The sequence below is a fragment of the Aeromonas sp. MdU4 genome (genome assembly GCF_041929505.1).
Lineage (GTDB): Bacteria > Pseudomonadota > Gammaproteobacteria > Enterobacterales > Aeromonadaceae > Aeromonas.
Genome location: NZ_JBHFMW010000044.1, coordinates 1 through 24,615, shown reverse-complemented (window position 1 = coordinate 24,615; position 24,615 = coordinate 1). Strand labels below are relative to the sequence as shown.

Genomic DNA, 24,615 nt, shown 5'->3' with positions numbered 1-24,615 from the left:
AAAAACCCCGACACAATGGTCGGGGTTGGCTTGTACAAACGGGTTGTGGGTTAGTAGCCGGACTGCTCCAGCAGCGCCTCAATTTGCGCCTCAGTCATGCTGCCCATCTCGCCGATCAGCTCGGACTGAGACATGGCGCCATAACGTTCGACGCCCGTTGCCGGTGCGTGATGGGTCTGGCCAAGAGCCGATGGGCTAGACGGGATGAAATCAGTAGGCTTCTCAGCCACCTTGCTGGGTGCCTTGGCAGGAGGTGCTTCCACCTCATCGCCAAAGGCCAGCTTGGTACGGCGAGCGACCTCTGCAAATCGCGCCTCCATCGGCTTGTTGCTCCACGCAGGGTCTGCCTGCAACTTGTCATCGATAGTGAGGGCCATATCGAAACGGTCTTGGTCGCTGTCCCGCCATGCTGCCAAGTCAGGTACCGCCTGCAGTGCGGCCTCGACCGGATTGATGGAGGGCTGAACCATTTGCTGCGCGGCCTGCGGCTCCAGCTTTTGGAGTTTGCGGGCAATGGCGCCAATGGACTTGCCAAGATCCGGGTAGTCCTGCGCCAGCCGATCCAACTCTTCCTGGCTGATGTCGTCCGGGTCAACAGAGGGGTCGATCCCGTTCTTCTCCAGCAGTACTTGCAGCTTGTCCCGCTCGGCTTGGGCTTGCTGCATCTTGGCCACCTGCTCACGCAGTTGCTTGGCTTCGTTGCGGCTCTGCTCCAGCACTTCATACGGGATAGTATGTTGACCGCTCTTGGCCAGGATCACCTTCTCAGGTTCGTTGGCCTGTACCTCCACCTGCTCGACTACGGCTTGTTCGGTACCGGCTGCCACCTCGCCCGCCGACGGCGCGGGTTGTTCTACGTCCGTTTGCTTGGTGCCAGTGCCATCGTCCAGCGCCACATCGGGCTCACGCTCGATATCAGCTAGCATGGCTTCCAGTTCGTCCAGACTTTCAGTCCCGGTCAGGTTATCGATGCTTGTATTCATGCTCGTCCTCGTGGGTTTTCAGTGGGTGGTATCGCTGCCCAAGCGGGGGAAGGCTCTCAGTAAAAGCACTCCCCGGCTTGAGCCGGACACAAAAAAACCCGCACGATGGCGGGTTAAAATGCACAAGACACTGCAGGCGACGATTGGACTCACTTGCGATATTTTGTGGTTGTAAATTTTATTAATCAATTGTCAGATATGACAAACAAAAAGGCCCAATCTCGAAAGACTGGGCCATGATGGAGAAATCCTAACGCTGGGCGATCAGGAAAGCAACTATCAGAGCGCGATCGCGTCAATCTGCTGCTGAATGGTCTCCAGCAGCTGCGCCTGCAGGGCGGCCTGCTCGGTTTGCATCACCTGCTGCTGCGCTGCCAGTTGCTCCATTTCCTGCAGAGTCTTGCCGGTCTGGGCCTGCTTGAGGGCATCTTCGAAACGGATGGAATCGGTCAGTTTTGAGATGCGCTGGGCCTCTGCTTGCCACTTGGCGGCCTTGCCTTCCAACTCTGCCAGCTTGGCCTGCATCTCGCGCATAGCCATCTCCTGCTGCATCTGGGCAACCTGGGCTTGTTGCTCGGCGGCTGCGAGTTCCTCGTCGTTCATCTCTTCCGGGTCTTTCTGGATGTTCAGGGCGTTGCGGATCCGCTCGACAAATTCTGCTTTGCGCGGCACATCCATCAACTCGACCAGCAGGTCAAAACAGGCGGCGGCAGCTTCTGGCGGCAGTTGGGACATGGCCTGAGTCATCCGTTCGGCCAATTGCTGCTTGTAGGCTGCGGTCTGCTGGATCGGCGCCAACGCAATATGGGCCCGCAACCGAGTCACATCGTTGGTTAGTTTGCCATCCTCTTGCTCCACGTTGAGCACCACGGACTTGCGGCGGCGCGGATCATCTCGGTTCACCGTTACCTTGTAGTTGCGCTTGCTGGCCATGTCTTCCAGCAGATACGACAGCGCCAGCTGGCCCACCTGCTGGCAGCCCATCCTGTAGTTGTCGTTGATCTCGGATAGAGTGGTCGCCCCCTGCTCCACCAGGTTGCTGATGGCAACCCCAGACTGGCCAGTGGAACCCTGCCCCAAGAAGGCGGCATAAACCCCCATCGTATCCTGGATCAGCTTCACCGAATCCTGCATCACCTGGAATTGCTGCGCCGCCACGTTGAAGTCCTGTTCTACCTTGAAGGCATCACTCACGCTGGTCTTGTTAGCTCGGTCAGGGTTGAGCTCGATATAGCCATCCGGGCGCTCTACCTGCTCCAGCACCTGATCCCGGGTCATGTTGGTGGCGTCCTTGTCCATAATGACGCGCTTGGCCTGCAGCAAGAAAGTCAGCTTGATGCGACGCAGGTTCACCTCATCCTGCGCTGGCATGGCTCGGGCAATAAGGCCATAAGGCTCACCAGTGCGGTCTTTGCGGTAACCCCAGAACGGCACCAGCGGGTACATGTTGTGCGGTGCTGAACATGGGCGATCAACCAGATGATGGGGGCCGACGAACCACGACTCCCGGATCACGGCCACCGGTCGGCGCTCCAGCCTGGCCCTGCCCATGGCGAGCGCAGCGAGATGTAACTGATTGGCCTTGTCGTACTCCAGGGTTCTGCCAGAGTCGAGCATCAGCACTTGGCGCATGGAATAAGTACGGTAGTAGACCACCTGCAACAGCACCCGATCCCGCTCCCGGCTACACCACTCCACCTCTTTGCCGCTGAACTGGCTCCATTCGTCATAGGCGCTGACCAGATTGGGATCAAGCCCCTCGATGGATGTCAGGCTGACAACACCATCCCAGTCGTTTACGCCCCACTCCAATGCCTCTGCCTTACTCGGGAACATGGTCTTAGCTTCATCCAGATCAACCCAGCGGCGACGCATCAACCAGCGGCTATCGCTAAGATCGGGCTCCCGACTGTGCCAATCCCAGTACACCTCATCACGGTGGACGTTACTGAACTTGTAACGCGGGCCGAATGGATCGTCTCTGCGACACACCTCAACCCATCCCATGCCAGTCTTGATTTGGCCGCCATATGCTTCTCCCCGGGCACGATCCAGCCCGCCAAGGCGGCACATATCGGCGTACTCGGCATTGACCGCTTCGGCCAGCTGCTCAATCTCATCATCGTGGTCATCGGCAACCACCATCAGATCGGTGCGGCTCTTGGCCTCCATCCCCAGCACTCCGTCAATTGTCGGGGCAACCAGGTTGTGGATAGTGATGGGCTGACCACGCTCCTTGAGCACCTTGACCACCTCAGGCGGCAGCTGATCACCGTCGTAATAGGCGCACGCGCGGTTGGCAAAGGATCGCCAGTCAGGCTGGCCGTTGATATCGCTCATCAGCTTGAGCAATTGCTGGGTATCGAGGCCACCTGTCTTGGGGGCCTTGGGTTGGGCGTTGATCATCAGTTGGCCATCCAGTGCTTGGGTTTACGGGAGGATTCAGGCTTGATGATGCGAACCGGCATTCTGGCTCGCATCTCTTGGGCAATCATGTAGCTCATCAGCTGGTCGTCGTAGCAACCGGTCTGGGCATTCATGCTGCCGGATTTCTCATAGACGTAGGTTGTGGCTTCGGAAATGGTGCCTATCCAGCAGATCCCCGACTGGCCAGCTCGCAACAGGGCTTTGAGACCATCAACCAGGATCGGCTTGGATTGCCGTGTGGTGAGCCAGCCCAGCCGCGGAGTCTCGTCGTCACGATCCCGGTCTATGTGCTCCTGGGTGTAGATGCGACGAGTCGGGTAGATTTCACGTAGCTTGAGCAGTACAGCGTGGCCGTGGTTGTTTCGCTCTGGGCCGATGTAGGCTGGGCCATGCTCTGCGGTGCCGTAGAACTTACCAACGTGGGCAAGCAGTTGGGCAAACAGCCCGGGATCCAGATGCCCGAACCAGTGGGCCACTTGGCGGCCATCACTCCTGGCCACAACATCGAGGCTGGACCGGTCGCCATGCTCCAGACCCTCAGCCACGTCAGCGCCAATGGCGTAATCCTCCTCCGGATCTGGCAGCTCCCACACCAACAACATGTTCTCGAGGGATCGCAGCCCCTGCTCGTCCAGCTTCTCTGGCTTGCGGGCCTTCTCGCGCTTGCCGGTCACCGGGTCGATGTCATAAACGATCAGCGGGGCCATGCAATCGCCCTCAGCCTCCATCGTGGTGATGGGGTCGAACACTCGGCGGCCAGAAGTTAGGAACGCCTCCAGCGGAGTGCTGGGGAACTCCTGCTTCATCTCCGCCCCCTGTGTCGCCTCCTTGAGCACATACCACTGCCGCTGCTCGGCGCTGATGGTGCAGTTCATTGCCTTCTCTACCGCTGCGAAGTATTCCGCCTGGGCCTTGCTCATCACCACCCCTGAAGCTGGAACGTCAGCGCGATACTTTGGATCTTGCCACCAGGCGAAGAAGTGGAACTTCCAATCCAGCTGACTGAGCTCGCCTGAGGCGCGCGCCAGCTCGAGAGACTTCATGCTCATGGCGTGGAAGTCGCCGCCCACACCCTCTGCAGTGCTCTCGATGAAGGCGATAGCGCCTGGGTGGATTGCGTTGAGGGTACCGGTTCGCACCTCCTTGGCCTTCTCGGGGTACTTGGCGCAGATCTTCCCGTGCTCTGACACATGCAGTCGCTGGACAGTACCGGAGCGGAAGGACGTGGCCACCTGAATACTGGAGCCGTGCCGGAACAGGATGTGACCACCATTGGCCCCGCCGCGCCGGGTAACAACCTTGAACTGGGCCTTGAGCCAGCCGGGCAAGTTATCGAACGGGACTTCAATCTTGGTGCGGTAGATCTCGCCGGCGGCCGCCAGGTCCTGCGCGATGATCCCGCACTTGATGTTCTTGTTGAACAGCGCCTCATCCAGCAGGTAGATATCGATGGCAGTTGAGAACCCGAGCTGCCGCGCCTTGAGGATGATGTTCAGCCACCACATGGTTTTGAACAGCAGCTCCTGCGCTGGGCGAAGTCTGAATTGCACCAGCTCACCCTGCTCGTTCTCCACCTTGTAGAGGTTGTTCATCCGCCACCACTTATCGCTGAGCTTCGAGCGGATATAGGCAATCTGCTCCTGCTCAGTCATGGCGGAGATGTCAGGTTCAGTCATGGGGGATCTCAGGTAATAAAAAACCCGCCGAAGCGGGTTAGTGTGGGTGATGCTGTGGCTATTCGCGCTCGAGCCATGCGGCGGTGATGGCGTTGACCTCTTCCCTAGCAGTGGTGCGCGGCTGAATGTTCTCGGCCAGCATCCTCACATGACTTGGGTCAGCAATCATGGCGCCCATCTCAACCAGCACGCCGTTACGGTAAAGGCGGTATGGCTCAAGAAGAATGCGCTCAACGGTGACAGTCGCGGTGTAATCAGGCTCGCTGTCGTTGCCAATCAGTCGCGTCGGCCCAAGAACTGTCGGCAACTCGTATTGAGCGTCACGGCCAGAGTCAATGGCGTTGCCTACCACTATAGGCAATTGGCAGTCGGCGATGTATACAGCTTCTCCTGCCTCATTCTTGCAGTAAATTCTCATCGATCCCCCAGTGGATTGCGCCAGTCCATTTTATCACGACATCAATCCGCCAGTCCCCATGCCCTGCAGCTCAGTGACCATCTCACTCACGGGCGTGGATTCGCTTCCACCATCCTTCTCAAGCCGGTCGGCCTCGGCAGTCAGCTTGCGAGTCGCGGCCCGGATACGGCGCGTATCTTCCTCAATCTTCGGCACGTTAACGGCATCAACCATCAGAGCACTCAAGGTGCGCTCGATAGACTCTATACGCTGGATGTTGCGGTCGAGGGCCTGCTCAGCACGCAAGATTTTGTCATAGAGCGCAAGCCGGTCGGTCAGCTCCTGCGCTTCGGCCAGGTCATGCTGCAGGGCTTTCAAGGTTTTGGTGACAGAGATAACGCGAGCACGGGTGAATATCAGCTCGTCCCGCAGCTTCAACGCCTCGGCTTGGTCGAACAGCTCGTCAGCATCGAGGAACTTGGCATAGCCGCCATGGGTCAACGCTGGCCGGTCGCCGGGCCGCCACTGATTCGGTGGGTTGGGATTGCCAGGGTTCCCCTCGATGAAGCGGCCGCTATTGTCACGGCCGTTGGTTTTCGGGTTCTGGTCTGAGTCTACTGGGGTGTGAACGGATGAAGATGACTTTTCCCCTCTTCCACTTCCCCCTTTACCCTTCACCTCATTCGTCTTGGCTTGCGCACTTTGCGCAGTGTGCGCAGTTTTGCGCACTTCGGAATGCGCAGATTGCGCTGCTGCGCGAGATTTTTCGGGTTGCGCAGGAGATTGCCCCCGTGTTTTCAAATAGCGACGCGCCGAGTTGTAGTTAAGGCCGCGGCTATCGCACCAGTCTTTTGCACTGATGCCGGTCGCCTCATGCTCCTGCAGGTACTCTGCATTGAGCTGTGCCCAGTCAGTCTTTGCCATTTAGATGGATAGCTCGCCTTCAACGATGGTGTCACCAGGTACAGGCTCGTGAGTAGCGCTCACCACAACTGAAACACCGGAGGACAAAACAACCAGGGCCTCATCACCGTCATACTGCTCTACACGAGTGATAACCCCAGTCATGTCGATACCGCTTACCACTTCACCGCTCAATTTTATCTGCATCACCTTCTCTCCTTGCCCAGAAAGACAAACCCCGCCGTTATGGGCGGGGTTTCATGGTCGCGGTGCGTAGGGCGTCATAGGCTCGTTCACAGGCTACTCCTGACGCTCGAGCTCGGTCATACGCTGCTGCCAGCTCACCCGCTCTTTCATCAGCCCGGCTGAGCAGGTCGGCGAGCACCATGGCAGGTTCTCTGGCTGCCGAGCCTCCTTGGGCAGTACCGGTATTGCTGGCGCACTGACTTGCTCTGGCTGCCAGGCGACGGGCTTGCTCGCGCAACCGGCCAGACTCAACGCCAGCAGCAGCGGCATCAGCTTGTGCTTGGGCGATCTCTTGTTGTGCATGGTCTCTCACCTCATCGATTTCAGCTTGCCGGCGCAGCTCCTCCTCCCGGGCCTCTTGCTCGGCCTTGGTCCTGGCTGTAGCGAGGCGGGTAGCCTCTTCATTCCACTTCGCCTGCCAGGTCTTGCGCTCCCCCTCCTCCCCATCAGCGTGACCGGACCGGTAGAGCGCCACTCCGCCAGCAGCCAATGCAGTTATCACCAAAGCGCCAGCGAGAAATGGCAAAGCTCTGCCTTGCGGGAACAACTCCATTACTCCCCCTTGCACTTGGCATTGAGGCGCAGCCGGTCTTTCCAGAGCCCAGGGCATACCCGATTACCCGGCACAGAGCAGTCCTGGTTACCGGCTCGCTTGAACAGCAGGATCGCCTCGCAGGCCCCAAGGTAATCGCCCGCGTTCAGGTATTTCACGATGGTTGAGCGGCAGAAAGCCCCGGGCCCGATGTTGTGAGAGAGTTCGACATAGGCGTCGAACTCATATTGGTAGAGAGGGACCTTGATACAGGCTTTGAGGGCATCCTCGAATACCCGCACCTCCCGCAGACTCCGGTTTACTGCAGCGACAGGCGTAATGGTGTCACCCATTTTGACCCCTGCGGTACTACCAAACCCGATGGTGGGGAGCTTGGTGCCATGAACCGGGTCAGGGTACGCCACCGGCTCATACCCCTCCCGGTTCAAGATCCCCACAAAGCCAGCGGCACTCAGCGTGAGAGCTGCGATTGCAATGCGGACCTTGCTCACTATGCATCTCCCTGCTGGCGACGCTTGATGATGTTTGACCAGATGAACCATCCCATCTGGACAGCAATCCATAACAGTGTGGCAACCAGCACCCAGTCATTGAGTGAGTACCCGGCTAGTGTCATGCCGGACACAACGACAGGTGGAGCAGTCTTTGCCACCCCTGCCGCGACCGCTGCCGTGGCCAACTCTTCCTCTTTCCCCATGCCCCCTCCAGAAACGACAAAGCCCGCACGAGGCGGGCCAGATATGAAAAAGGCCAGGGTCGGAAAGACTCTGGCCATCATTGGGAGATGCTAACGCTCTAAACCGGATCTTTCAACCGTCAGTCTAACGGGACCGCAGTCTCTGTATACACAGCACCAATATGTTGGCTGGTCCCAAAACCAGTATCAAAACCATACTGACAAAGGCCTTCCACATTTTTCGTTCGAATAACGCAGGCACTGATGAATACTGCAACCGATCGGTACCAATCATAAAATCAATGATCTTCTGAGTCGCATATCGGCTATGGGGGTAAAGAATCAGGAATACACCAGCCATTACCACGAGAGTGACAGAATGTCCGTCTACAGCATTGAAGCTAAACTTGCTGTAGTTAATGATGAGAAAACCAAACAGAACCTCCCAACACAGCATGACAAATACCTGCCGCAAGAAAAAATCTCGCGGCAATAAGAACAGTGTATTTGAACGCATCCGTAACCCCTTTCGACACGCCCTTGGGTCAAATTTTCTACTGGTCATAAATGTAAAAACAGCCAGGGCTAGCCCCAGCTGTTTAGAGATGACATTTTAGATCAGGAAGCTTTCAAGAGCGGTGCCGCTCTCTACTGCATGGGCAATCGCCTTGGGCATACGGCCTTGGCCAGTCCAGGTTTTCTCTACACCATCTTCGGTGTATTTGTACTTGGCAGGACGAGGGGCACGTTTGGTTCCTGATTCTTTAGCCCCTTTGCTTTCCCCTGAGCCCAGCAGTTCGCTCGGGTCGATTCCAGCTTGCTGCAGCATAGCTTGGAACTCAGCCAGCTTAGCTTGACGCTCTTCTTGCTCAGCCATTTCTTTCAGAGCGGACGCTTCACGTTCCTGGAAGATTGCATCAAACTTTTCTTTGGTTTCGACCAATTGTTCGAAGCTCAGGTCACGTAGTGCAGCACGCAAACTGCGAGCATTCATCAGCACTTTTAGAAATTCACCCATGATAAATCCACCATAATACAGTTGCTATGATAACCAAATTTAGATCACATCCATAAAATATGGCTGATACACGGCAATAATAGCAAAGGTAAATATTGATTTAAAGAAATCATATCCTGAGTCATTCATCTAAAATGGGGTAATTGAACTACAGTTACGTCACATGTTGTCAGCCTAACATAACTTCCGTTCCATATTGGGTTGATCGCTAGCTCTCATAAAATGACCAACAAACAAGTCCACAGGCATCGGTTTTCCATAGAGATAGCCTTGAAAGCAATCAACTCCCATCTTGCTTAAAATCTTTGCCTGTATGGGCTTCTCAATACCTTCAGCAACAATTTTAGCCCCAATGCGAGCAGCTAAGTCTATGATATTCATAATAATTTCATAGGCCATCTTATTGCTGTCAATGTCTTTAACAAATAGTCGGTCTATCTTAATAGCACCAATGTAAGATGAATAAACATGCCTTAGCGAAGAGTAACCAGTGCCAAAATCATCTACTGCAAAACTTATCCCTTGTGCATGAAGAAGTTTAAATGCTGTCATCATTTGCAACTCAGTGTGATCATCCAGCATGCCTCGCTCGACAATCTCAAGGCATAGTTTCAGCCTGGACTTGTCCCCGAAAATTTCTAGAAAATGAGAGCATGCTTGAACCAAATCGGGTGATATGAGCTGTGACAGAGTTACATTAAAATTGATAGTAAATCGAGGGGGAACTAACACATCACTGGAGCTAAGCCGAGTGGCTACAACCGCCATTAACTGCTCAGTGATGGGAATGATTGCCCCCGAACGCTCTGTAGCCTCAACAAACAGCTCTGGGCTGATCAAACCATAGACAGGGTGCTGCCACCTAACCAACACCTCGCCCCCGACTATCTCTAGGGTTGAGCTATTTACTATGGGTTGAATATAAGGAATGAATTCATTACGGGTTATGCCCTTTCGTATGTCTTGAGAAATGAAGTCAATTCTCTTAACCCAACTGGATAGCATGATGAAAATCATAATTGAAAAACCAATTATGATAAAAACAAACCATCCATACACTTTAAGCAAGGTCATAACTATATAGGCGTCACTCTTAACATACGAAGTAATGCCAAAGCCATATTTTTCGGAGTGACTCTGCATGTTTGACTTGCTACTTAGTGGTGGGGCCAAACCTATAGAGGTTAGTATCTGAGCATCGGGATTGCTATCTATAGTCAGACCATAGCTGATTGCGTCACCCATATCATTATGGTCTAAAATCAGGTCTGTAATATATCTGGTATCGACAACCCCAACTACACTGGTGCCCTTATAATTACGAACCAGCAAAAAAACAGGGCGATTCATAAAAATCTGTAGATAAACACCATCTGTCTTTAAATCTATAAACTGTATCTGCTGATGTATACTATTTACATTCCCATTGCTATTTTTATAAGATGAGCACTCCCCTCCTAATCTATCTACCATGTAGTACATCATGGTGTAAGGATTTCGAGTTGCAGTATCAACCAAATGATTTATGGATGACGGACAGATAAGTTGTTCATGAGATTCAAATACTTCATTGACACCCTGCTCGACCTCACTAAACAATTTATTTATTTCTACTACTGTTCTACGAACATACCTTTCACTTTCTATAACGATACTTCCCTTTTCATAATTGAATAACAAAAAGATGGCTATAAGCCCGAACGAAATTGACACTATAAAAATAGCGAAATTGTATAACTTTGGCTTTTCAAGGAAAAGCCTATCAATATTTTGATATTTCACAGTGAATGCAAGTCCATTAGTTTGACAGTCCTAGGTCTAGAGTAATAAAACCCCTGTACTGCCCAACATCCAGTGGAAAAAACAATTTCACTTTGTCTTTTTGTCTCAACCTTCCCAACTATGGTTTTAAAATTATACTTTTCCAGCAAAAGCGACATTGAGTCTTTGAAACTATTAATCTCATTTTGCAATAATGGTGGAGTATCAAACTTCACACAACAAAAAATCCCACTTGAAATATAACGCTCTCGCCAATCTCCACCACGCCATGCATAGTTATCTATAACTAGATTTACACCATGTTCATGTAACCGGATAAGTGTACTTATGGGCGTATCGTTAGAAATAAATGGTCGGTGACTAATTTCTATATATAAATTGATGCCATATGTGCTAAATTTAGTTGAAAAATATATCAATGCTTCATCTAACGCATATAATATTCGAGACTCTACTTTAAAAAAGAAATCTGTTGATTGTTCTTTACGTGCGTTGATGAGTGCATCACTCAGCTGTAATAAAGTAAGTTCAATGAGTGATATTGCATCACATGAGTTATAAAAATCGACTGGAGATATGTCATACTGTGGTCTGTAGAATAGTTCTAATAGTCGTTCACTTTCTAAACTACCGTCTTCCTGCTTTGAGAATGATGTAAACCCATCCAACTGAGCTCTCAGTGAAACAGTTGTAAATAGCTCTTGTACAAAGGGTTTGAAGGAGTTGATGATTGCCGGATTGAACAATACCTTACGTTTTTCATTAAATGACTCGATCCGCTCAATGCCAATCATTCGATATGGCTGCAGATCTACCCCCTTCCCTCTCAGTGCGGCAATCAGGCCAGACATACCGTATCCCTCCCACATCATCTGGATCAAATGGCCAGCCAAAAATCTAAAGATTTTGTGACCAAGAACACATCTAAAATAAGAATCAGATTACTTGCAACAATTATATACCATGTCTTTTTACACAAGTAAGCGTTGACTGTCACTATAAATAATATATATATCGATATAATGATTCTTGTATGTCAGTTGCATTGCAAAAATGGAATAATATATCTTTAACTACAGCTAATTAGCGTAAAGCGAAATGAAAAAAACCACATCTTTAAAAATAAAATCACTAATTATAGCCAAGACTGTTGATGACTTGCAGAGCATGAGTGCCGCTGCGGTGAAATTGAATTCACATCAACCATATGTAAGCAAACTCATTAACGATCTTGAAAGAACTCTAGGGTTTAAAGTTTTCAATAGAGACAACACCGGTGTAACTACAACTACCGTAGGCCGTACATTTATCAAGAAAATAGATGCCATACTAGATGCATATGATGATTTGTATGAGTTCATCGACAGTTATAAATCGTCATCTTGCGGAGATGTATATATCTATGGTGATAATATCGCTTTGAATTTCATTGCGAGTAAAATATCACCTTGCTTCGGTACACTGAACAAAGATATCAGTATAAAACTCATTGCAACATTAGGTGAATACCTGCCAGATAATGATGATGAGTGGGACTTAATCATGTCTTCTACACTTCCAAAAGATGACTCAGTCATTGTCAGGGAAATTGCTGAAATTGGTTACAATTGTTTTGGCTCACCTAGTGTCTTTGACTCAACCCTCGATGAGCCTAGCAATTTGGATAAATTGCCATGCATTATATGGAATGATAATACACCCTATACAAAAAAAAGTAACCAGTGGAGTTTTACCATCAATTGTGAACATGTGAAAATAAATGTAAAAAGCAAGCTAAGTTGTAATAACATGTCCAGCGCGATTGAAATGGCTATAAATGGATTAGGCGTCGTATATGCACCATATTATACTGTACAAGAATATATTCAAACAGAAAGGCTAATTCCATTATTTGACTACAGATTCAATTATTATCAAAAAATATATCTAATATATCGTCGTAGAGAAAGTCAACCATTTGTAGTTAATCAGGTGATAACTCACATTGTCAATTATGTACAGAGTGAACTTCCATTAAACTGTTAATATGCAGACACCAATTTTTTACGCAACAATTTATTATTACCACAACTTCATTTATATACAGCCAAGTTAAGCATTGCACAAATACAAAGTACGCTTTTGAATACAGGAGTCTACGTTATACGTTTAATGCTACTATCAAAACAAATAGTCGAGTGCTACAGGCGTTGGCCGGATATAAATCATTACCTCCGCCTGCAGCTTATTTAGGTTATTCAACCAATACTTTCAAACTCACGCAGCCAGCATCTCGCGCACCTGCTTGTCCATAATCCGGGACAAATCTGACGCCTGGTGGATCACCTCATCAACCAGTTGCTCAACTTGCTGACGCACCTCCATCCCGAACCGGCGCAACACCATCTCAGCATGTGGCACCACACGCCCGGTACCGTGGCACTTGGGGCACTCATCTCCGCGACGGGGGCGCAATCCTGTTCCCCTGCAGTGCGGGCAGCGCCCTGACTGCAGCATCTCAGCGACACAGTGGTCGTGGGCGAGAGACAAGATCCAGTTACGCTCAGCCAACAGGCGCTGGTATTCATGGTCATTATCGGCACGGTGAGCACGCTTCGCCTTCTCCATTACAACAGCGGCCCGACGGCGCTCCTTGTCATAGTGCGGGTGAGACAAAACCAGTCGATCCAACTGATCTGGCAACGGGCGACGCAATAGGATAGCCAAAGCCATTCCCCCACCCTCTTCATTACCAAGTTCGCGACCAAAGTGCTCCAGCAGCTCGGCGATAGCCCGTTGATCTGACAGATGATCGGCCATCAGATATTGATAGCCCAATGGATTTTTTTTAGCGGCGACCTGCAAGGCTCCGAGGAAATCCTCACGATTGAGCAGGCCGGCAGTCCCCCTGGCAACTTCTGCCAAGGCACCCCGGGGAGAAAATAAGCGCAGTGCCATTTCCAATGACTTACTCATAATCAGTCCTCCTCAGGATGGCTAGGCAGCGTGAGCTTGCAGGTAACCGGCAGCAAGAAGCTTCTGGGTCAACCATTGCTGCCCTTTGCCGGTGATTGTTGGAGAAAAAGCAAGACGGGTCTCGCCATTGATCTCGTATGGCTTCTCGATGACTTCGAAGTAGCCCAGATCGAGATATTGCTGGAAAGGTAGGTTGTGTCGGTTACCTCCCGTCATCAGGATCCGCAACTCGCGCAGCATGGCGAAAATCTTCTTGGGTCCAATCCCCACGGTTTTAGCGAAGTTACCGAGAAGAACGCCCTTATCGGCACCGGCCACCCGATCGGCAAAGTCAGCCTTAGGCGCCTGGATAGCAATTTGTTCTTGAGCTCTCTGCAGCTCCATGGTTTTTCTGTCTATAACTGACTGCGCCACCATCAGCGCTTTGGCGATGATCAGCTCTGCCGTATCTTGCTCCTGACCGGCGATATAGCCGCCGTTCTTGCGAATGCTGGGTAAGACGTCACTCACTACCCACTCCTCAAAGAGTTCAGCACTCTCGAGCTTAGAGCGAATGATCAGCCGATAGATATCACGCTCGGGGATTACAAATAGGTGTCTAACCTGGCCCGTCGTTTCGACGGGGGAGCTTTTTGCAGCCTTACAGTGGCGACGGATGGCTTGGTCGGTATCGGTGTAGCCAAGAGCCGAAGCGACATCTGCAGCCACGAACCAGGGCTCACCCTGTTCATCGGTGACAATACGGATGTTGTGCCCTTCAAAGGCCTTGCAAATAAGATTGGTCATGGTCGGGTCCTTGGTTGGTTATTGGTCTGTTTAAATGCTTTAAGCAGCCAGGCGCGAAGTTGGCTGGTCTTAATGTGCTCTGGGGTAACCTCCAATACAGTCCACCCAAGCAGGGCGGCCTCGTTCATCTTGGCGCGGTCCTCTACGAACCCCCGCCCCCTTGTGTGCCGGCCACCGGAGTGGATCCCGCCGTGGATCTCGAGGGCGATCATGTTGGCCGGCCAAGCGTAGTCAAACCGCCATTTGCGCTTGGGGTGAAACAGCAGCTCGGTCACTGGGTCAGGGAAACCAACCAGCTGGGCCAGCACCCTATCGTGCAGAGTGGCCACTTGCTGGGACTTGCGTACTTGGCTGGCTGTCTTCCTGACCTTTGGGCTGTTACCAAGCAGCCGGGCGGCATCGAGGGCAGAGAGGTAGATCACGCCGCCCTCCCTATGGTGTTCTTGCGTAGCTCCGCGACCTCTCTGGTCACCTGAACATGTAGAGTCTCCTCGCTGCCATGCTCGGCCTGCCAACTCTTGGGGGCAGCATGGAAGCCGGTGGGGTAACAGGCGCGATGATGGCGAGGGCAAAGGGGCAGCACCTGAGAGTGATCGGCACGCTGCGCCATCCCAACCCCAGCACGCACATGGTGAATTTCTGCGAGGCTCGGCCCTAAGCCTGCATTCCGGCAGGCAATACAACCAAGAGAGCTCACATCGTCCAACCACTGCTTATCCGTCTTGGTCTTGCTCATGCCGCCCTCCCGTAGGCAGCCACCCAATCGAAGCCGCGGCGGGATTCATCCCCGAACTTCACGCCCTGCTGAGCGCCGAAGGCCTGGGCCAACTCGATGAGATCGCGCATCTCGCGCACGGTCATCTTGGAGGTGGACTTGCCCAGCACTACGAACCCGTTGCCGTCGATGTTCGGCACCACGTCCTGCTGGTACAGAGCCGCGCTGAGAACGTGTTTCCATTCCTCCTTGGTGAGCTTGCGGCCGTGCCAGTTCACCTGCTCGGCTATGTCAGTCATGACGGCCCAGAATAGGGCGTTTTGAGCCAGGCTCCGGGTCATCTCCTTGATTTCGATAACCAGCGGCTTGTCATGGTCAACCGGCAGGCCAGCGACTAACTGGCAAGCACGGGACCGGATTTCAGGGCTTCGGAGGAAATACTTGGGGTAGGTGCTCATGCAGCATCCTCCCCTGCCAGTTCAAGAGTCAGCTGTGATCTAGTCTGGAGCTGGACGTATTCTTGGCTCAGCGCCCGCTTCTCGATGCGCCGGCGGACCAGACCTTGTCCATGAAGAGTGCCTTTGGATACAGAGATTGATTCGCGTCTGGCGAAGTCGTGCATGAGCTGCTGCAGTTCCTGCTTCTCGTAAAACTGCCCTACAACCCAGTCAAAGGCCTGGATGTACAACTCTTTGAAATAGGCGGCTTGCTTACCGGTGAAGCCCATCACCAGGAAGACCATTCCATTCTTGGTGATGAGATATTCAGGGCGTTGCTCGCCTTTTCCATCGAGATATTCAACCAATCCAAAATTGGATGCGTGAAAGCTGGCACTGCATTCAAGATTAGAGATTGCTCGCAGCACATGGCTATGCTGCTTCCCAAACAGCTCGGCCACCTTGCGGGAGGTAGTGAACACCTCCCCTTCCTGGGCACTCACCAGTTTCTGGAACAGAGCGACTTGCTCGGGGCTGAACCGAGGGGGAATAGACTTGATGTTATGGATGCTGGCACAGCCGCGTGGGCGTACCGCAGATAGATCTCGGGTATGTGGTTTGGTCATGGTCAGGGTCCTTTTGGTCATACACAGCCGGGTGGTCTAGGTCCGGCACTGACTATGGTACCCACTATCGATAATTTATGTCACGCACCAGAAACGATCGATGATAGCTATGTTACCTATGCCATACTGCGCCACAAACTCTTAGGGTGACCTTTTTTAATACTCTTTTTAGGGAAAACAAAATCACCCCTAAACAAACGGGTCCGTTCGATATATTATTTCCTTGTGGCCACGCCATGAGTACATTTGATTGTTCTCACCACATAAACAACCGTAGATAGAAACACAGATTTTACAGAGAAAGGAGCAAGTTTTGAGCCCAAATGAAAAATACTATTTCGAGCTGCTTACCGACGTTCGAGTCCTACTTAACCAGTATGCGCATGATGAAAAAAATTAAGACAACAATTGGAGCACCTACTCAATAGGAGAGCACCTGATGATAAGCAGCCATTTGCAAAGAATGGTTAGTTTGTAGATTGGCGTTTATTACCCATCACTATCAATATAAAGGCAGTGACACATAACTCACTGCTTTAAAAACCATTCCCCCTAACTACTTAAATAAGAGAAATTTAAAATGAATGAAATATTAATTAATTTAAAAAATCCAGCATGGTGGTTCACTGGAATATTTTTCGTTGTGCTATTTAAGCTCCTACCTTTATTGACAACCCTATTAAAAGGTCGAACTAAAATGTTCTTTAGAGGATTGCGACTTAAACAAGCGAAGTTCATAAAAACTAACAGGCATAATTTAGCTGCCGTTAATTATCAATCAATAAAATCACAGTCATACTTTGTGGTTTACATGCTTATCTGTGCACTTTATTTTACATGGTATGTGGCTGGCCCGCTAATCCAAATTAAAAAAGAGAGCACAATTCTTTTCATAATCTGTTTAATACCTATGATAAGTTTTCAACTTATGTGGATGAGTCAAAATGACAATGCAAAGCTACTTGTTGCTGAATACAATAAGGTGCGAGCAAAGAAGCATTAAACACTTACCACAACATTACCGTCTAAAGAGGATTTACAGTGGCATTCTGGTGGGTAAACCATAAGCAAACGTACAGTGCAGAGGTCGGGGGCGGCTACATCTGGTCGCCCAAGATGAACCGCAACGGCTCTAAGAACCAGACCTATATCAACCTCACGCTGACCAAGCCGGGGGACATAGTGATCTCCTACGCCGGTGGGCTTATCAAGGCCATCGGCCTGGTAGCATTACCTTGCAGTGAGAAATCCAAGCCCTCTGAATTCGGCAGTGCCGGCGATTCCTGGTCTGATGCCGGCTGGGAAGTCCTCATCGACTGGGAGCTGCTAGAGACGCCCATTCGCCCGAAAGACCACTTGGAGTTGCTCGCTCCCCTCCTCCCTTCGAAGAATTCACCCTTGCAGGCCAGTGGCAACGGTAACCAAGGTTGCTATCTCGCGAGCATAAGCGATGCACTCGGCAACCTGGTGCTCTCTTTGGCCAATGGTGTGAACCCATCCTTTGCTGATGACATCGAGCAGCACCAGGCCGAACTGGAAGGTGATGCAATCGAGGCGGACATCCAGGCCTCGACCCTGGACGCGACAGAGAAGCTGCAGCTCGTAAAATCGCGCCGTGGCCAAGGTCTTTTCCGTGCAAACCTGGAGAAGGTCGAGCCAGCTTGTCGAGTTACCGGAGTCACCAATAAAGCCCTGCTGATTGCCAGCCACATCAAACCCTGGTCAAAATGCGACAACAACCCAGAACGTCTGGATGGGAACAACGGCCTGCTGCTCTCCCCTCACATCGATAAGCTGTTCGATCGTGGCTGGATCACCTTCACTGATACTGGTGACATGCTGTGTGCAGAACCCAGTATCGAGAAGGCCCTGCAACAATGGGGCATTAAGCTGCCAATGAATGTCGGTCCCTTCAAACCCAAGCAGAACGAGTATCTCGCTTATCACAGAAGCGAAATATACCGGTCCGAACCAGCCACTTAGTAATGAGAAATAGCCACTCACCGCGGCATATTAGCCACAAGTTTCCTCAGCTTTTTCAGCACAGCTTCATCTTTAGGCTGAGGGAGCACCGCAACTCTTGGTTTAGGTGACTTTGGCTTCTTCGCAGGCTTTGGTGGGCCATAGGGTTCGGGCACGACTTTGGTCACCCGCACCATAACCATCGTCATAGCTTGTGCATCATTGACGATACACTTCTCCCGCTTAAACTCGGCAGTGATCCGCGGGTGGGTGATTAACTTGCGGATGAGCCGATTTGCGACAGCTAATGAGACATTGAACTGGTCACACAGCTGTAGGCTGGTGATGAACCGGACTTGTTGCAGCGCCCATGCAGCTGCAGCTTCAAAGAGTTCGTCTGTTGACATCCTTGTCCCCCGAAGGCTCTCTACTAAAGCTCCAATAGAATACCTGTATGTTATATAGCAGTTTTTCGCTCTTTCCTAATTGTCTGCCCTACCCCGCCAATCACTAACCATCTCGTCCGTTATCTCTTCCTTGTAGCAGATCGGCGCATAGCCACCTGCCCTACTCCAAGCGCTACGTTTGCCACAGCGGCTGCCGTTCCTGGCATAGTTGTACGGACACGGGCAGTTACCAGGATAGCTATCGATAGACTCCTGGATGATCTGCTGCTTCACCTGCTCATCTGCAAGCTGGGCCTCATCCCCTTGCTCCTTGGCGCTGGCCGCAGAGCCGAGACTCAGCAGAGCCAGTAACAGAAATCGTTTCACCACGCCCCCACCTAAATCGCCTATGGAAACCACTGGTTCTACCACAAAGCTAATTAATAAATGACCCACCATTGATTAACTGCTGATTTATATCAAAAACATGCCAGATATCACAGAGTTAGCTGATAAATCCCTAAACTTCCCAAAATTCGATTGGTATGCTATTCGACTGGTTCCTATGTTTCACACAGGGCCTTCCGATGGTGAACGTCAATGCCGTCAGACAACTGGTCAAAAGCAGCAATCTGGGGGCTGTAACCCAGGGGCGGTAGCGAATGCTTTTTTCCTAATTCTCATCCTCTGAGCTTCGTGAATAATGAAACGCCCTAAGATGACCAAATGATATGCTGTTCGATTAGTGATGCCTAATATCTCCACTCAATAGTTTTGACTCAAGATCCATGCTTAGCATGCGAGCCTGATAAACAACATATTATATGTCTCTATATTAATGAGACAGCATTTTATTCCCATGATTATAGTGCAAAGCAGTAAAATGCATTATTAATAAGATAAGGAATGTCGCATTGGAAAGTACATGCATAGAGATATTATCTCAACATAGCCTTAAAAATATTTATAATAGGTCAACATATGGCGCTATGGCCCAAACATTCAGTTGTAATATTGAATGGAGTAATGGCGAAGTACTGAGGTCATACATCAAGCGTTTTCCACAAGAAAGCAAGTTAGGTATTTTGAATGAAGTAACAGGATATATCATAGCAAAAGGTTGTGAATTACCTATAGCTCAACATGCAGGGTTAATTAAAGTATCCCCAAGAATATTCAATGATAATGTATCAGAGGTGGAGGAATGGTGCTTTATCGTTAGCTCTGTTCCAGGAGACTTACCTGTAACACTTTATGATGCAAAGATGATATCTGAATGCCAAACAATGATGAACCTTGTAGCAGCATGGAGTAAGGTAAGTGATACAATAGCGTTTGATGATTGGACAGCAAACGAAGATAGGCACTTAGGGAATATACTCGTTGCAGGTAAAGATAAAATTTATTTAATTGACCATAGCAATCTTCCAATCACTCTAAATTGGCAAGCAGAATATTTAAATCCAGCATATCAATCAAAAAACATTCTTGCTCAAAACTTATGGGGACTTCAAGCAACCCCACTTCCTGTAAAGGCAAAAATTTCATTAGCATCCCAAAAGCACAAAGATGTTTTTGCAAAAAGCAAAAATGAGCTATATTATTGGTGGGATCTACTCTTAGATAACGACATGGTTAGACTTAATGCATTAAAAAACTTCATGGAAGTTCGAGCATATAGTGGTTGCCATAGGATTTCATCAAATTTTAACTTGCTGGCGGTTTAGTCATGGATAAATTAAATCAACTTCTATCCGTTCAACAAAACAAGCCTAACCTATCCGGCCAGTGGTTCGCTATTCAGTGGACGCCAGAAATATCAACAGCAGAACGACTTAATATAGGGGTCGGATTTGTAGAACAAAATGGTACTATAAGCGTAAGCCTTTTGGATTATTTTGAGCGAATCGCATGTTTATACTCAAAAGACATGATTTTCCAACTATCTTTAGCTTGTGATATCAGTAGAGAGATTATTCTTAATCGGAAAGTTTCAGAGGGATATCTAACTCCGCAAATCCAATGCACATTGGGTGGATTTGCTCAAGGCAAAAATACAACTGAAATATTATCACAGCTGTATAAATCAATGGTCCCTCTAGGAAACAAAATTAAAACACCAAGAAATAAGAACTTCTCAAGCACATCCAGAGATACCTTGTATAACAATCTTCGTGATACATTAAAAACGAATCTAGAAATGGACTTTCATTACCATGTACCAGAAGATCCGTACCAAGAAATTAATGATTCGAATAGAAAACAGCTAGTTTACTTGCCTTTTCGTAAACATGACGGTATCGCAACTTTAGTCTCAGCAGTTTACTCAGATCCCCAAAGGGTAAAATGTAATATATATGATGGATACAGAGATATAGATATTGCCTATCAAAACTTAAAAAGCAAATCCAAGGCTATATTTGTACTTCTTCCTGATGACAGTTTGAAATTAGAACACAAAAACAGTATCGAGAATGAATTAGATAAGTTTTCGTGGTTTATGAACAAACACAATGTATACATTGAGTCACATATATCACCTGTAAATCTAGCGAATGAAATCTCAATATGGTGTAAAGATAAAGCAGCATAATTAAGTGATGCAGCTCTATCTATATTTTTACTTTACAGCTATAAATCGCTAAAAGGTTCAAACTTCAGGAAAAATAACAACTACTGGAGATATTAATGAATCCTGGTTACGTTTACATTTTAATAAATGAATCTATGCCCAATATGATTAAAGTAGGGAAAACTCGACGGGACAGTCGAGCGAGAGCCAGGGAGCTTTACACTACTGGAGTACCAACCCCCTATCAGGTGGCGTTCGAAATGTTTTGCGAAAACTATGATGCAGCTGAAGAAACAATGCATCAAGAACTTTCTGATTTTAGAGTACACAGAAATAGAGAATTTTTTAGATATCCACTTGATAAAGCTATCATTTTATTACAGCGACTAGCCAATATCTCACTCGAGGATGACGATGCTTATGCTGCAATAGATATCACAGATGAGTTAAAGTCAAAGTATGCTAAGTGGATAAGAGATGATATTGTATCTGTCAGAATTGTCCAACCAAAAGATCGTGTATGGCTTGAAATTACCTGTGAAAATGAAGTTGCAGGGAACTTAGTTGATCAAGTTATAACTCGTTCTGATTTAGGCTTTATCTCTGATGGTAACAATGACTCAGATGTATATTTCTCCCCCAAATCCTCCCTATCAATAAACGCTGAAAAGTTTATAAATGGCGTCGACCCATTCTCGCTCATAAATACAACAGATTTGTTCCATGATGATGGTTCAGCTGAAGTGAATGATTTATATAACCCATTCAAAAAAAAAATATACAACATAATGTCACATACAATAGTGCACAGGCTGTTAATAACAACGAGCGTGTCTTTGACCAAGAGCATCAAAAATGTCAACATCATTAATTGAAAATGCAAAGTACTCATCATGGAAAGAAACGCATAACTTCGATAATTGCAAGCTCAACAGAAAAGAATACGGTCAGTTCCTTGCGAACTATCTCATAGGAGAAAAGGATGGCTTTGTATTAAATTTGAATGGCTCTTGGGGGACTGGAAAGACTGAGTTCTTGAAACGCTTCTATATTGAGTTAATGGACCGTGGTCATCCGACCATTTATATAGATGCCTGGGAAAGTGACTTCTCTCAAGAACCGCTAACAGTGGTTGCAAGTGAACTACTTAGCCAACTTGAGCGACTAATGGATGGTGCTATATCAGATGGCGAAATTACCAAAGTTAAAAGTGCTCTAGGAAAAGCGCTCAAGGGAACATTGGTCGGATTAGCTGGCATTGCATCTGCAAAATTATTAAATGACTCAGCTATAGGAATGGAGGCGATAAACAAGCTTTTAGATGAAGCGCCTCAAAATATAACTAAACAGCTAGCCGAAGATTACCAAAGCCAAATTGAGGCCATAAACACCACAAGAGAGGCACTAGGTGCCCTTGCTGAGTCATTACAGACTGTAAATGGTTCAGCGTTACCGGTTATAGTTCTCATTGATGAGCTAGATCGCTGTCGTCCTACATACGCAATTGAAATGCTTGAGGTTATTAAACATTTCTTTCTAATTAAAAACTTTGTTTTCGTGATTGCTACAGACACAGATCAATTATGCCATTCAATCACTTCAGTTTATGGTGATAAATTTGATTCCAGTCAATATTTGAAACGATTTTTCCACAGAAAATCGACTCTAAGCACACCAAATATAAATGAATACATTGATGTTTACGAAGCTGAGCATGACTATGCTTCATATGATGTATTATTTATTTGCCCTACGATACACAATAATATCACAGAAAAAAAGGTGATGATTCTAAACTGTATTTCATACGTCGCTTTCGCATATGATCTTAAAATTAGAGACATCGACCAATTGATAGCTAAAGTTCATTCATGCTTGCGTGTTGCCGTTAACGTTTACCAAATAACAAAAAAGAAACAGGTGATAAATATTTTTGTTCTTGTCATTGGGCTTATTGAACAAGACATGAACCTTCCTGCTTATAGTGCCAGGACAAATAATAGTTCAACTCAAAGCCCCATAATAAACGACCGTGATATTTCAAGTGATGTTACTATTAGCCAATGCATTAACTTAAGCCTCGATGCTATCACTATGCAAACATCATATAACTATCAAGGGCACCCGGTTTTAAGTCTTAATGCATGGGAATACTACAGACAAATCCGAGGCGCATCACCCAGCATCGAAATGCTAACGCTTACCACTAGCCTGTCCGAAAACTTAAATCTGTATAATGATGAAGGCTGTAAGTTTTGGCTTTGGACTGATTATAAAAAAATTATTGAACTTGCAGGTTCAATAATATGAATATAGTTTTTTAACTCTCATATGTAGATATAATTAAACATCATCTTTGCTAGATTGTACAATTTGTACAGATCTAGTTATCACCTGACACCGGCTTCAGACCGGTGTCACCATTCCCCCCATGAACAGCATCTTGAATGCTCTAGCTCTCCAACTTTTCCCCACATCCCAACACCTGCACTGACACCTGCACTGACGCACCTCTCAGCCGTTCCACCGCCACCACCACTTGCTCAGGAGTCGTGTCGATCACCAGCCAGTGCCCTGCACCGCGTAGGCAATCTGTGTGCCCCAAAACCGCAATCTCATCTGCGACCTCCAACAGCACCCTCTCCCCACACCAGCCCCGAACGGCTGGGTAGACCACAACTCTGCAGAACTTCGCCGCCTTAACCGCGGCAGTCACATCTTTGTTGAACATCCCTAGAGCCTCCCTGTGATGATGTAACCACGCTCACACCGGTCGGTGACGATCCGATCCAGCTCGGCTTGTACAGCATTGCCATTCGCCACCCTGTCACGCTGCAGGACGGTAACCGTTGCCTCCATCTCGCACGCCGCGATAGATATAACCAATCTGGGTGACTTGGAGCGCGTTGCGGATGTGGTAGGAAACCGGCGCAGTATCTCTGCCCGCACTTCTGCCGGACGAGGTGCAAACTGGCGATCTACGTCAGCCGCCATATCCAGCACCACCTCCCGGATCTGGGCTGGAGTAAACCCGCGTAGCACTCCACCCCAGGCCAACGCCACACCGCGGGCATTCGCATCAAGCTGGTTTGCGCTTGCTGGCCAGCTACCGGCCATCATGGGCAACAGCTCTTCAGCCATGAACGCAGCCATGCGGTCACTCACCAATGGCGGTTCCAGCTTCGCTGGCAAGGCGGCAACGTTACAGAGGCGTATCATCGTCATAGACCCCCCTCCCCGCCTCTCTCAAAGCTTGTGCTGCCTGCTGGGCCGCCTGGATGTTGGCCAAGGGTTTCCGCTGTGCCGCGGTTCGAAACGAGCTGGCAGCCCGGCGAATCCAGTTTCGCCAAGTCTTCTCCCAGTCCAGCTTGACGGCCTTGGTGCCGGGCAGCGCCTGCCAGTAATCGGCGAACGTGGCCGCCTCCATCAAGATCCGCTCCCTGGGGAGCCCTATTTCCTGAATGGCCCACCTCCCCCACTCGCCAGGAAGCACCCAGTCGTTAGGCAAACGGGTA

Annotated in this window: 27 protein-coding genes and 1 pseudogene; 6 read left to right on the top strand and 22 right to left on the bottom strand. The window is 49.1% G+C overall.

Translation table 11 applies throughout. The features are described 5' to 3' along the window. Positions 1–50: 50 nt before the first annotated feature. From ACE1BR_RS22035 to ACE1BR_RS21980, 12 genes are all read right to left on the bottom strand, one after another. Complete coding sequence (locus ACE1BR_RS22035) at positions 51–983, bottom strand: hypothetical protein (RefSeq protein ID WP_374874081.1); 933 nt, start codon at positions 981–983, stop codon at positions 51–53. A gap of 279 nt (positions 984–1,262) precedes the next feature. Beyond that, entirely contained in the window at positions 1,263–3,389 is a 2,127-nt protein-coding gene (locus tag ACE1BR_RS22030; RefSeq protein ID WP_374874079.1) for an OmpH family outer membrane protein, read from the bottom strand. After that, a complete protein-coding gene (locus tag ACE1BR_RS22025; protein WP_374874077.1) occupies positions 3,389–5,086 on the bottom strand; it encodes a terminase in 1,698 nt (565 codons plus the stop codon). The genes ACE1BR_RS22030 and ACE1BR_RS22025 overlap by 1 nt, the downstream gene beginning before the upstream one ends. A 58-nt stretch (positions 5,087–5,144) precedes the next feature. Continuing rightward, a complete protein-coding gene (locus ACE1BR_RS22020) occupies positions 5,145–5,504 on the bottom strand; it encodes a hypothetical protein (RefSeq protein ID WP_374874075.1) in 360 nt (119 codons plus the stop codon). A 33-nt stretch (positions 5,505–5,537) separates the two neighbouring features. Further along, on the bottom strand, positions 5,538–6,407 hold the full coding sequence (locus ACE1BR_RS22015) for a terminase (protein ID WP_374874073.1): 870 nt from the start codon (positions 6,405–6,407) through the stop codon (positions 5,538–5,540). After that, entirely contained in the window at positions 6,408–6,593 is a 186-nt protein-coding gene (locus ACE1BR_RS22010; RefSeq protein WP_374874071.1) for a hypothetical protein, read from the bottom strand. A 37-nt stretch (positions 6,594–6,630) separates the two neighbouring features. Next, complete coding sequence (locus tag ACE1BR_RS22005) at positions 6,631–7,185, bottom strand: DUF2514 family protein (RefSeq protein WP_374874069.1); 555 nt, start codon at positions 7,183–7,185, stop codon at positions 6,631–6,633. Beyond that, the gene (locus ACE1BR_RS22000) at positions 7,185–7,676 is read right to left on the bottom strand and encodes a lysozyme (RefSeq protein WP_374874067.1); all 492 of its coding nucleotides are present in this window, start codon (positions 7,674–7,676) and stop codon (positions 7,185–7,187) included. The genes ACE1BR_RS22005 and ACE1BR_RS22000 overlap by 1 nt, the downstream gene beginning before the upstream one ends. After that, positions 7,676–7,882 carry a hypothetical protein gene (locus tag ACE1BR_RS21995; RefSeq protein WP_374874065.1) on the bottom strand — a complete coding sequence of 69 codons (207 nt, stop codon included), beginning with the start codon at positions 7,880–7,882 and terminating at the stop codon, positions 7,676–7,678. Before ACE1BR_RS21995 ends, ACE1BR_RS22000 begins: the two co-directional genes overlap by 1 nt. 592 nt (positions 7,883–8,474) lie before the next feature. Further along, positions 8,475–8,879, bottom strand: coding sequence for an H-NS family nucleoid-associated regulatory protein (locus ACE1BR_RS21990; RefSeq protein ID WP_374874063.1), 405 nt, complete (start codon positions 8,877–8,879; stop codon positions 8,475–8,477). Positions 8,880–9,053: 174 nt separating this feature from the next. After that, positions 9,054–10,661 carry an EAL domain-containing protein gene (locus tag ACE1BR_RS21985; RefSeq protein WP_374874061.1) on the bottom strand — a complete coding sequence of 536 codons (1,608 nt, stop codon included), beginning with the start codon at positions 10,659–10,661 and terminating at the stop codon, positions 9,054–9,056. Continuing rightward, entirely contained in the window at positions 10,658–11,512 is an 855-nt protein-coding gene (locus ACE1BR_RS21980; protein ID WP_374874059.1) for an EAL domain-containing protein, read from the bottom strand. The genes ACE1BR_RS21985 and ACE1BR_RS21980 overlap by 4 nt, the downstream gene beginning before the upstream one ends. 247 nt (positions 11,513–11,759) lie before the next feature. On the opposite strand from ACE1BR_RS21980, the gene ACE1BR_RS21975 reads away from it, so the two are divergent. Beyond that, positions 11,760–12,686 carry a LysR substrate-binding domain-containing protein gene (locus tag ACE1BR_RS21975; RefSeq protein ID WP_374874057.1) on the top strand — a complete coding sequence of 309 codons (927 nt, stop codon included), beginning with the start codon at positions 11,760–11,762 and terminating at the stop codon, positions 12,684–12,686. Positions 12,687–12,917: 231 nt separating this feature from the next. On the opposite strand, the gene ACE1BR_RS21970 is transcribed toward ACE1BR_RS21975, so the two are convergent. From ACE1BR_RS21970 to ACE1BR_RS21945, 6 genes are read right to left on the bottom strand one after another with little or no spacing between them, the layout of a single operon-like run. Beyond that, entirely contained in the window at positions 12,918–13,616 is a 699-nt protein-coding gene (locus ACE1BR_RS21970) for a TIGR02642 family protein (RefSeq protein ID WP_374874055.1), read from the bottom strand. Positions 13,617–13,637: 21 nt separating this feature from the next. Beyond that, entirely contained in the window at positions 13,638–14,402 is a 765-nt protein-coding gene (locus ACE1BR_RS21965; RefSeq protein ID WP_374874053.1) for a phage antirepressor KilAC domain-containing protein, read from the bottom strand. Further along, on the bottom strand, positions 14,399–14,824 hold the full coding sequence (locus tag ACE1BR_RS21960; RefSeq protein ID WP_374874051.1) for a hypothetical protein: 426 nt from the start codon (positions 14,822–14,824) through the stop codon (positions 14,399–14,401). Before ACE1BR_RS21960 ends, ACE1BR_RS21965 begins: the two co-directional genes overlap by 4 nt. Beyond that, entirely contained in the window at positions 14,821–15,138 is a 318-nt protein-coding gene (locus ACE1BR_RS21955; protein WP_374874049.1) for a Ref family recombination enhancement nuclease, read from the bottom strand. The genes ACE1BR_RS21960 and ACE1BR_RS21955 overlap by 4 nt, the downstream gene beginning before the upstream one ends. Further along, entirely contained in the window at positions 15,135–15,575 is a 441-nt protein-coding gene (locus ACE1BR_RS21950) for a recombination protein NinB (protein ID WP_374874047.1), read from the bottom strand. Before ACE1BR_RS21950 ends, ACE1BR_RS21955 begins: the two co-directional genes overlap by 4 nt. Next, positions 15,572–16,180 carry a Rha family transcriptional regulator gene (locus tag ACE1BR_RS21945; RefSeq protein WP_374874045.1) on the bottom strand — a complete coding sequence of 203 codons (609 nt, stop codon included), beginning with the start codon at positions 16,178–16,180 and terminating at the stop codon, positions 15,572–15,574. The genes ACE1BR_RS21950 and ACE1BR_RS21945 overlap by 4 nt, the downstream gene beginning before the upstream one ends. A 1,041-nt stretch (positions 16,181–17,221) precedes the next feature. On the opposite strand from ACE1BR_RS21945, the gene ACE1BR_RS21940 reads away from it, so the two are divergent. Then, positions 17,222–18,163, top strand: a complete 942-nt coding sequence (locus tag ACE1BR_RS21940; protein WP_374874043.1) for an HNH endonuclease — start codon at positions 17,222–17,224, stop codon at positions 18,161–18,163. Between the two features lie 17 nt (positions 18,164–18,180). On the opposite strand, the gene ACE1BR_RS21935 is transcribed toward ACE1BR_RS21940, so the two are convergent. Continuing rightward, complete coding sequence (locus tag ACE1BR_RS21935; RefSeq protein ID WP_374874041.1) at positions 18,181–18,549, bottom strand: hypothetical protein; 369 nt, start codon at positions 18,547–18,549, stop codon at positions 18,181–18,183. A 75-nt stretch (positions 18,550–18,624) separates the two neighbouring features. Continuing rightward, positions 18,625–18,915, bottom strand: coding sequence for a hypothetical protein (locus ACE1BR_RS21930; protein ID WP_374874039.1), 291 nt, complete (start codon positions 18,913–18,915; stop codon positions 18,625–18,627). Between the two features lie 527 nt (positions 18,916–19,442). Between ACE1BR_RS21930 and ACE1BR_RS21925 the strand changes: the two genes are divergently transcribed. From ACE1BR_RS21925 to ACE1BR_RS21910, 4 genes are all read left to right on the top strand, one after another. Then, a complete protein-coding gene (locus ACE1BR_RS21925) occupies positions 19,443–20,255 on the top strand; it encodes a hypothetical protein (protein WP_374874037.1) in 813 nt (270 codons plus the stop codon). Positions 20,256–20,257: 2 nt separating this feature from the next. Beyond that, positions 20,258–21,121, top strand: a complete 864-nt coding sequence (locus ACE1BR_RS21920; RefSeq protein ID WP_374874035.1) for a hypothetical protein — start codon at positions 20,258–20,260, stop codon at positions 21,119–21,121. Between the two features lie 95 nt (positions 21,122–21,216). Next, positions 21,217–21,975, top strand: a complete 759-nt coding sequence (locus ACE1BR_RS21915) for a GIY-YIG nuclease family protein (RefSeq protein WP_374874033.1) — start codon at positions 21,217–21,219, stop codon at positions 21,973–21,975. Then, entirely contained in the window at positions 21,956–23,410 is a 1,455-nt protein-coding gene (locus tag ACE1BR_RS21910; RefSeq protein ID WP_374874031.1) for a P-loop NTPase fold protein, read from the top strand. Before ACE1BR_RS21915 ends, ACE1BR_RS21910 begins: the two co-directional genes overlap by 20 nt. A gap of 423 nt (positions 23,411–23,833) precedes the next feature. On the opposite strand, the gene ACE1BR_RS21905 is transcribed toward ACE1BR_RS21910, so the two are convergent. Both ACE1BR_RS21905 and ACE1BR_RS21900 read right to left on the bottom strand, forming a co-directional pair. After that, entirely contained in the window at positions 23,834–24,325 is a 492-nt protein-coding gene (locus ACE1BR_RS21905; protein ID WP_374874029.1) for a hypothetical protein, read from the bottom strand. Beyond that, positions 24,303–24,615, bottom strand: a pseudogene (locus ACE1BR_RS21900) (helix-turn-helix domain-containing protein); the annotation flags it as partial. The pseudogene ACE1BR_RS21900 and the gene ACE1BR_RS21905, both read right to left, overlap by 23 nt.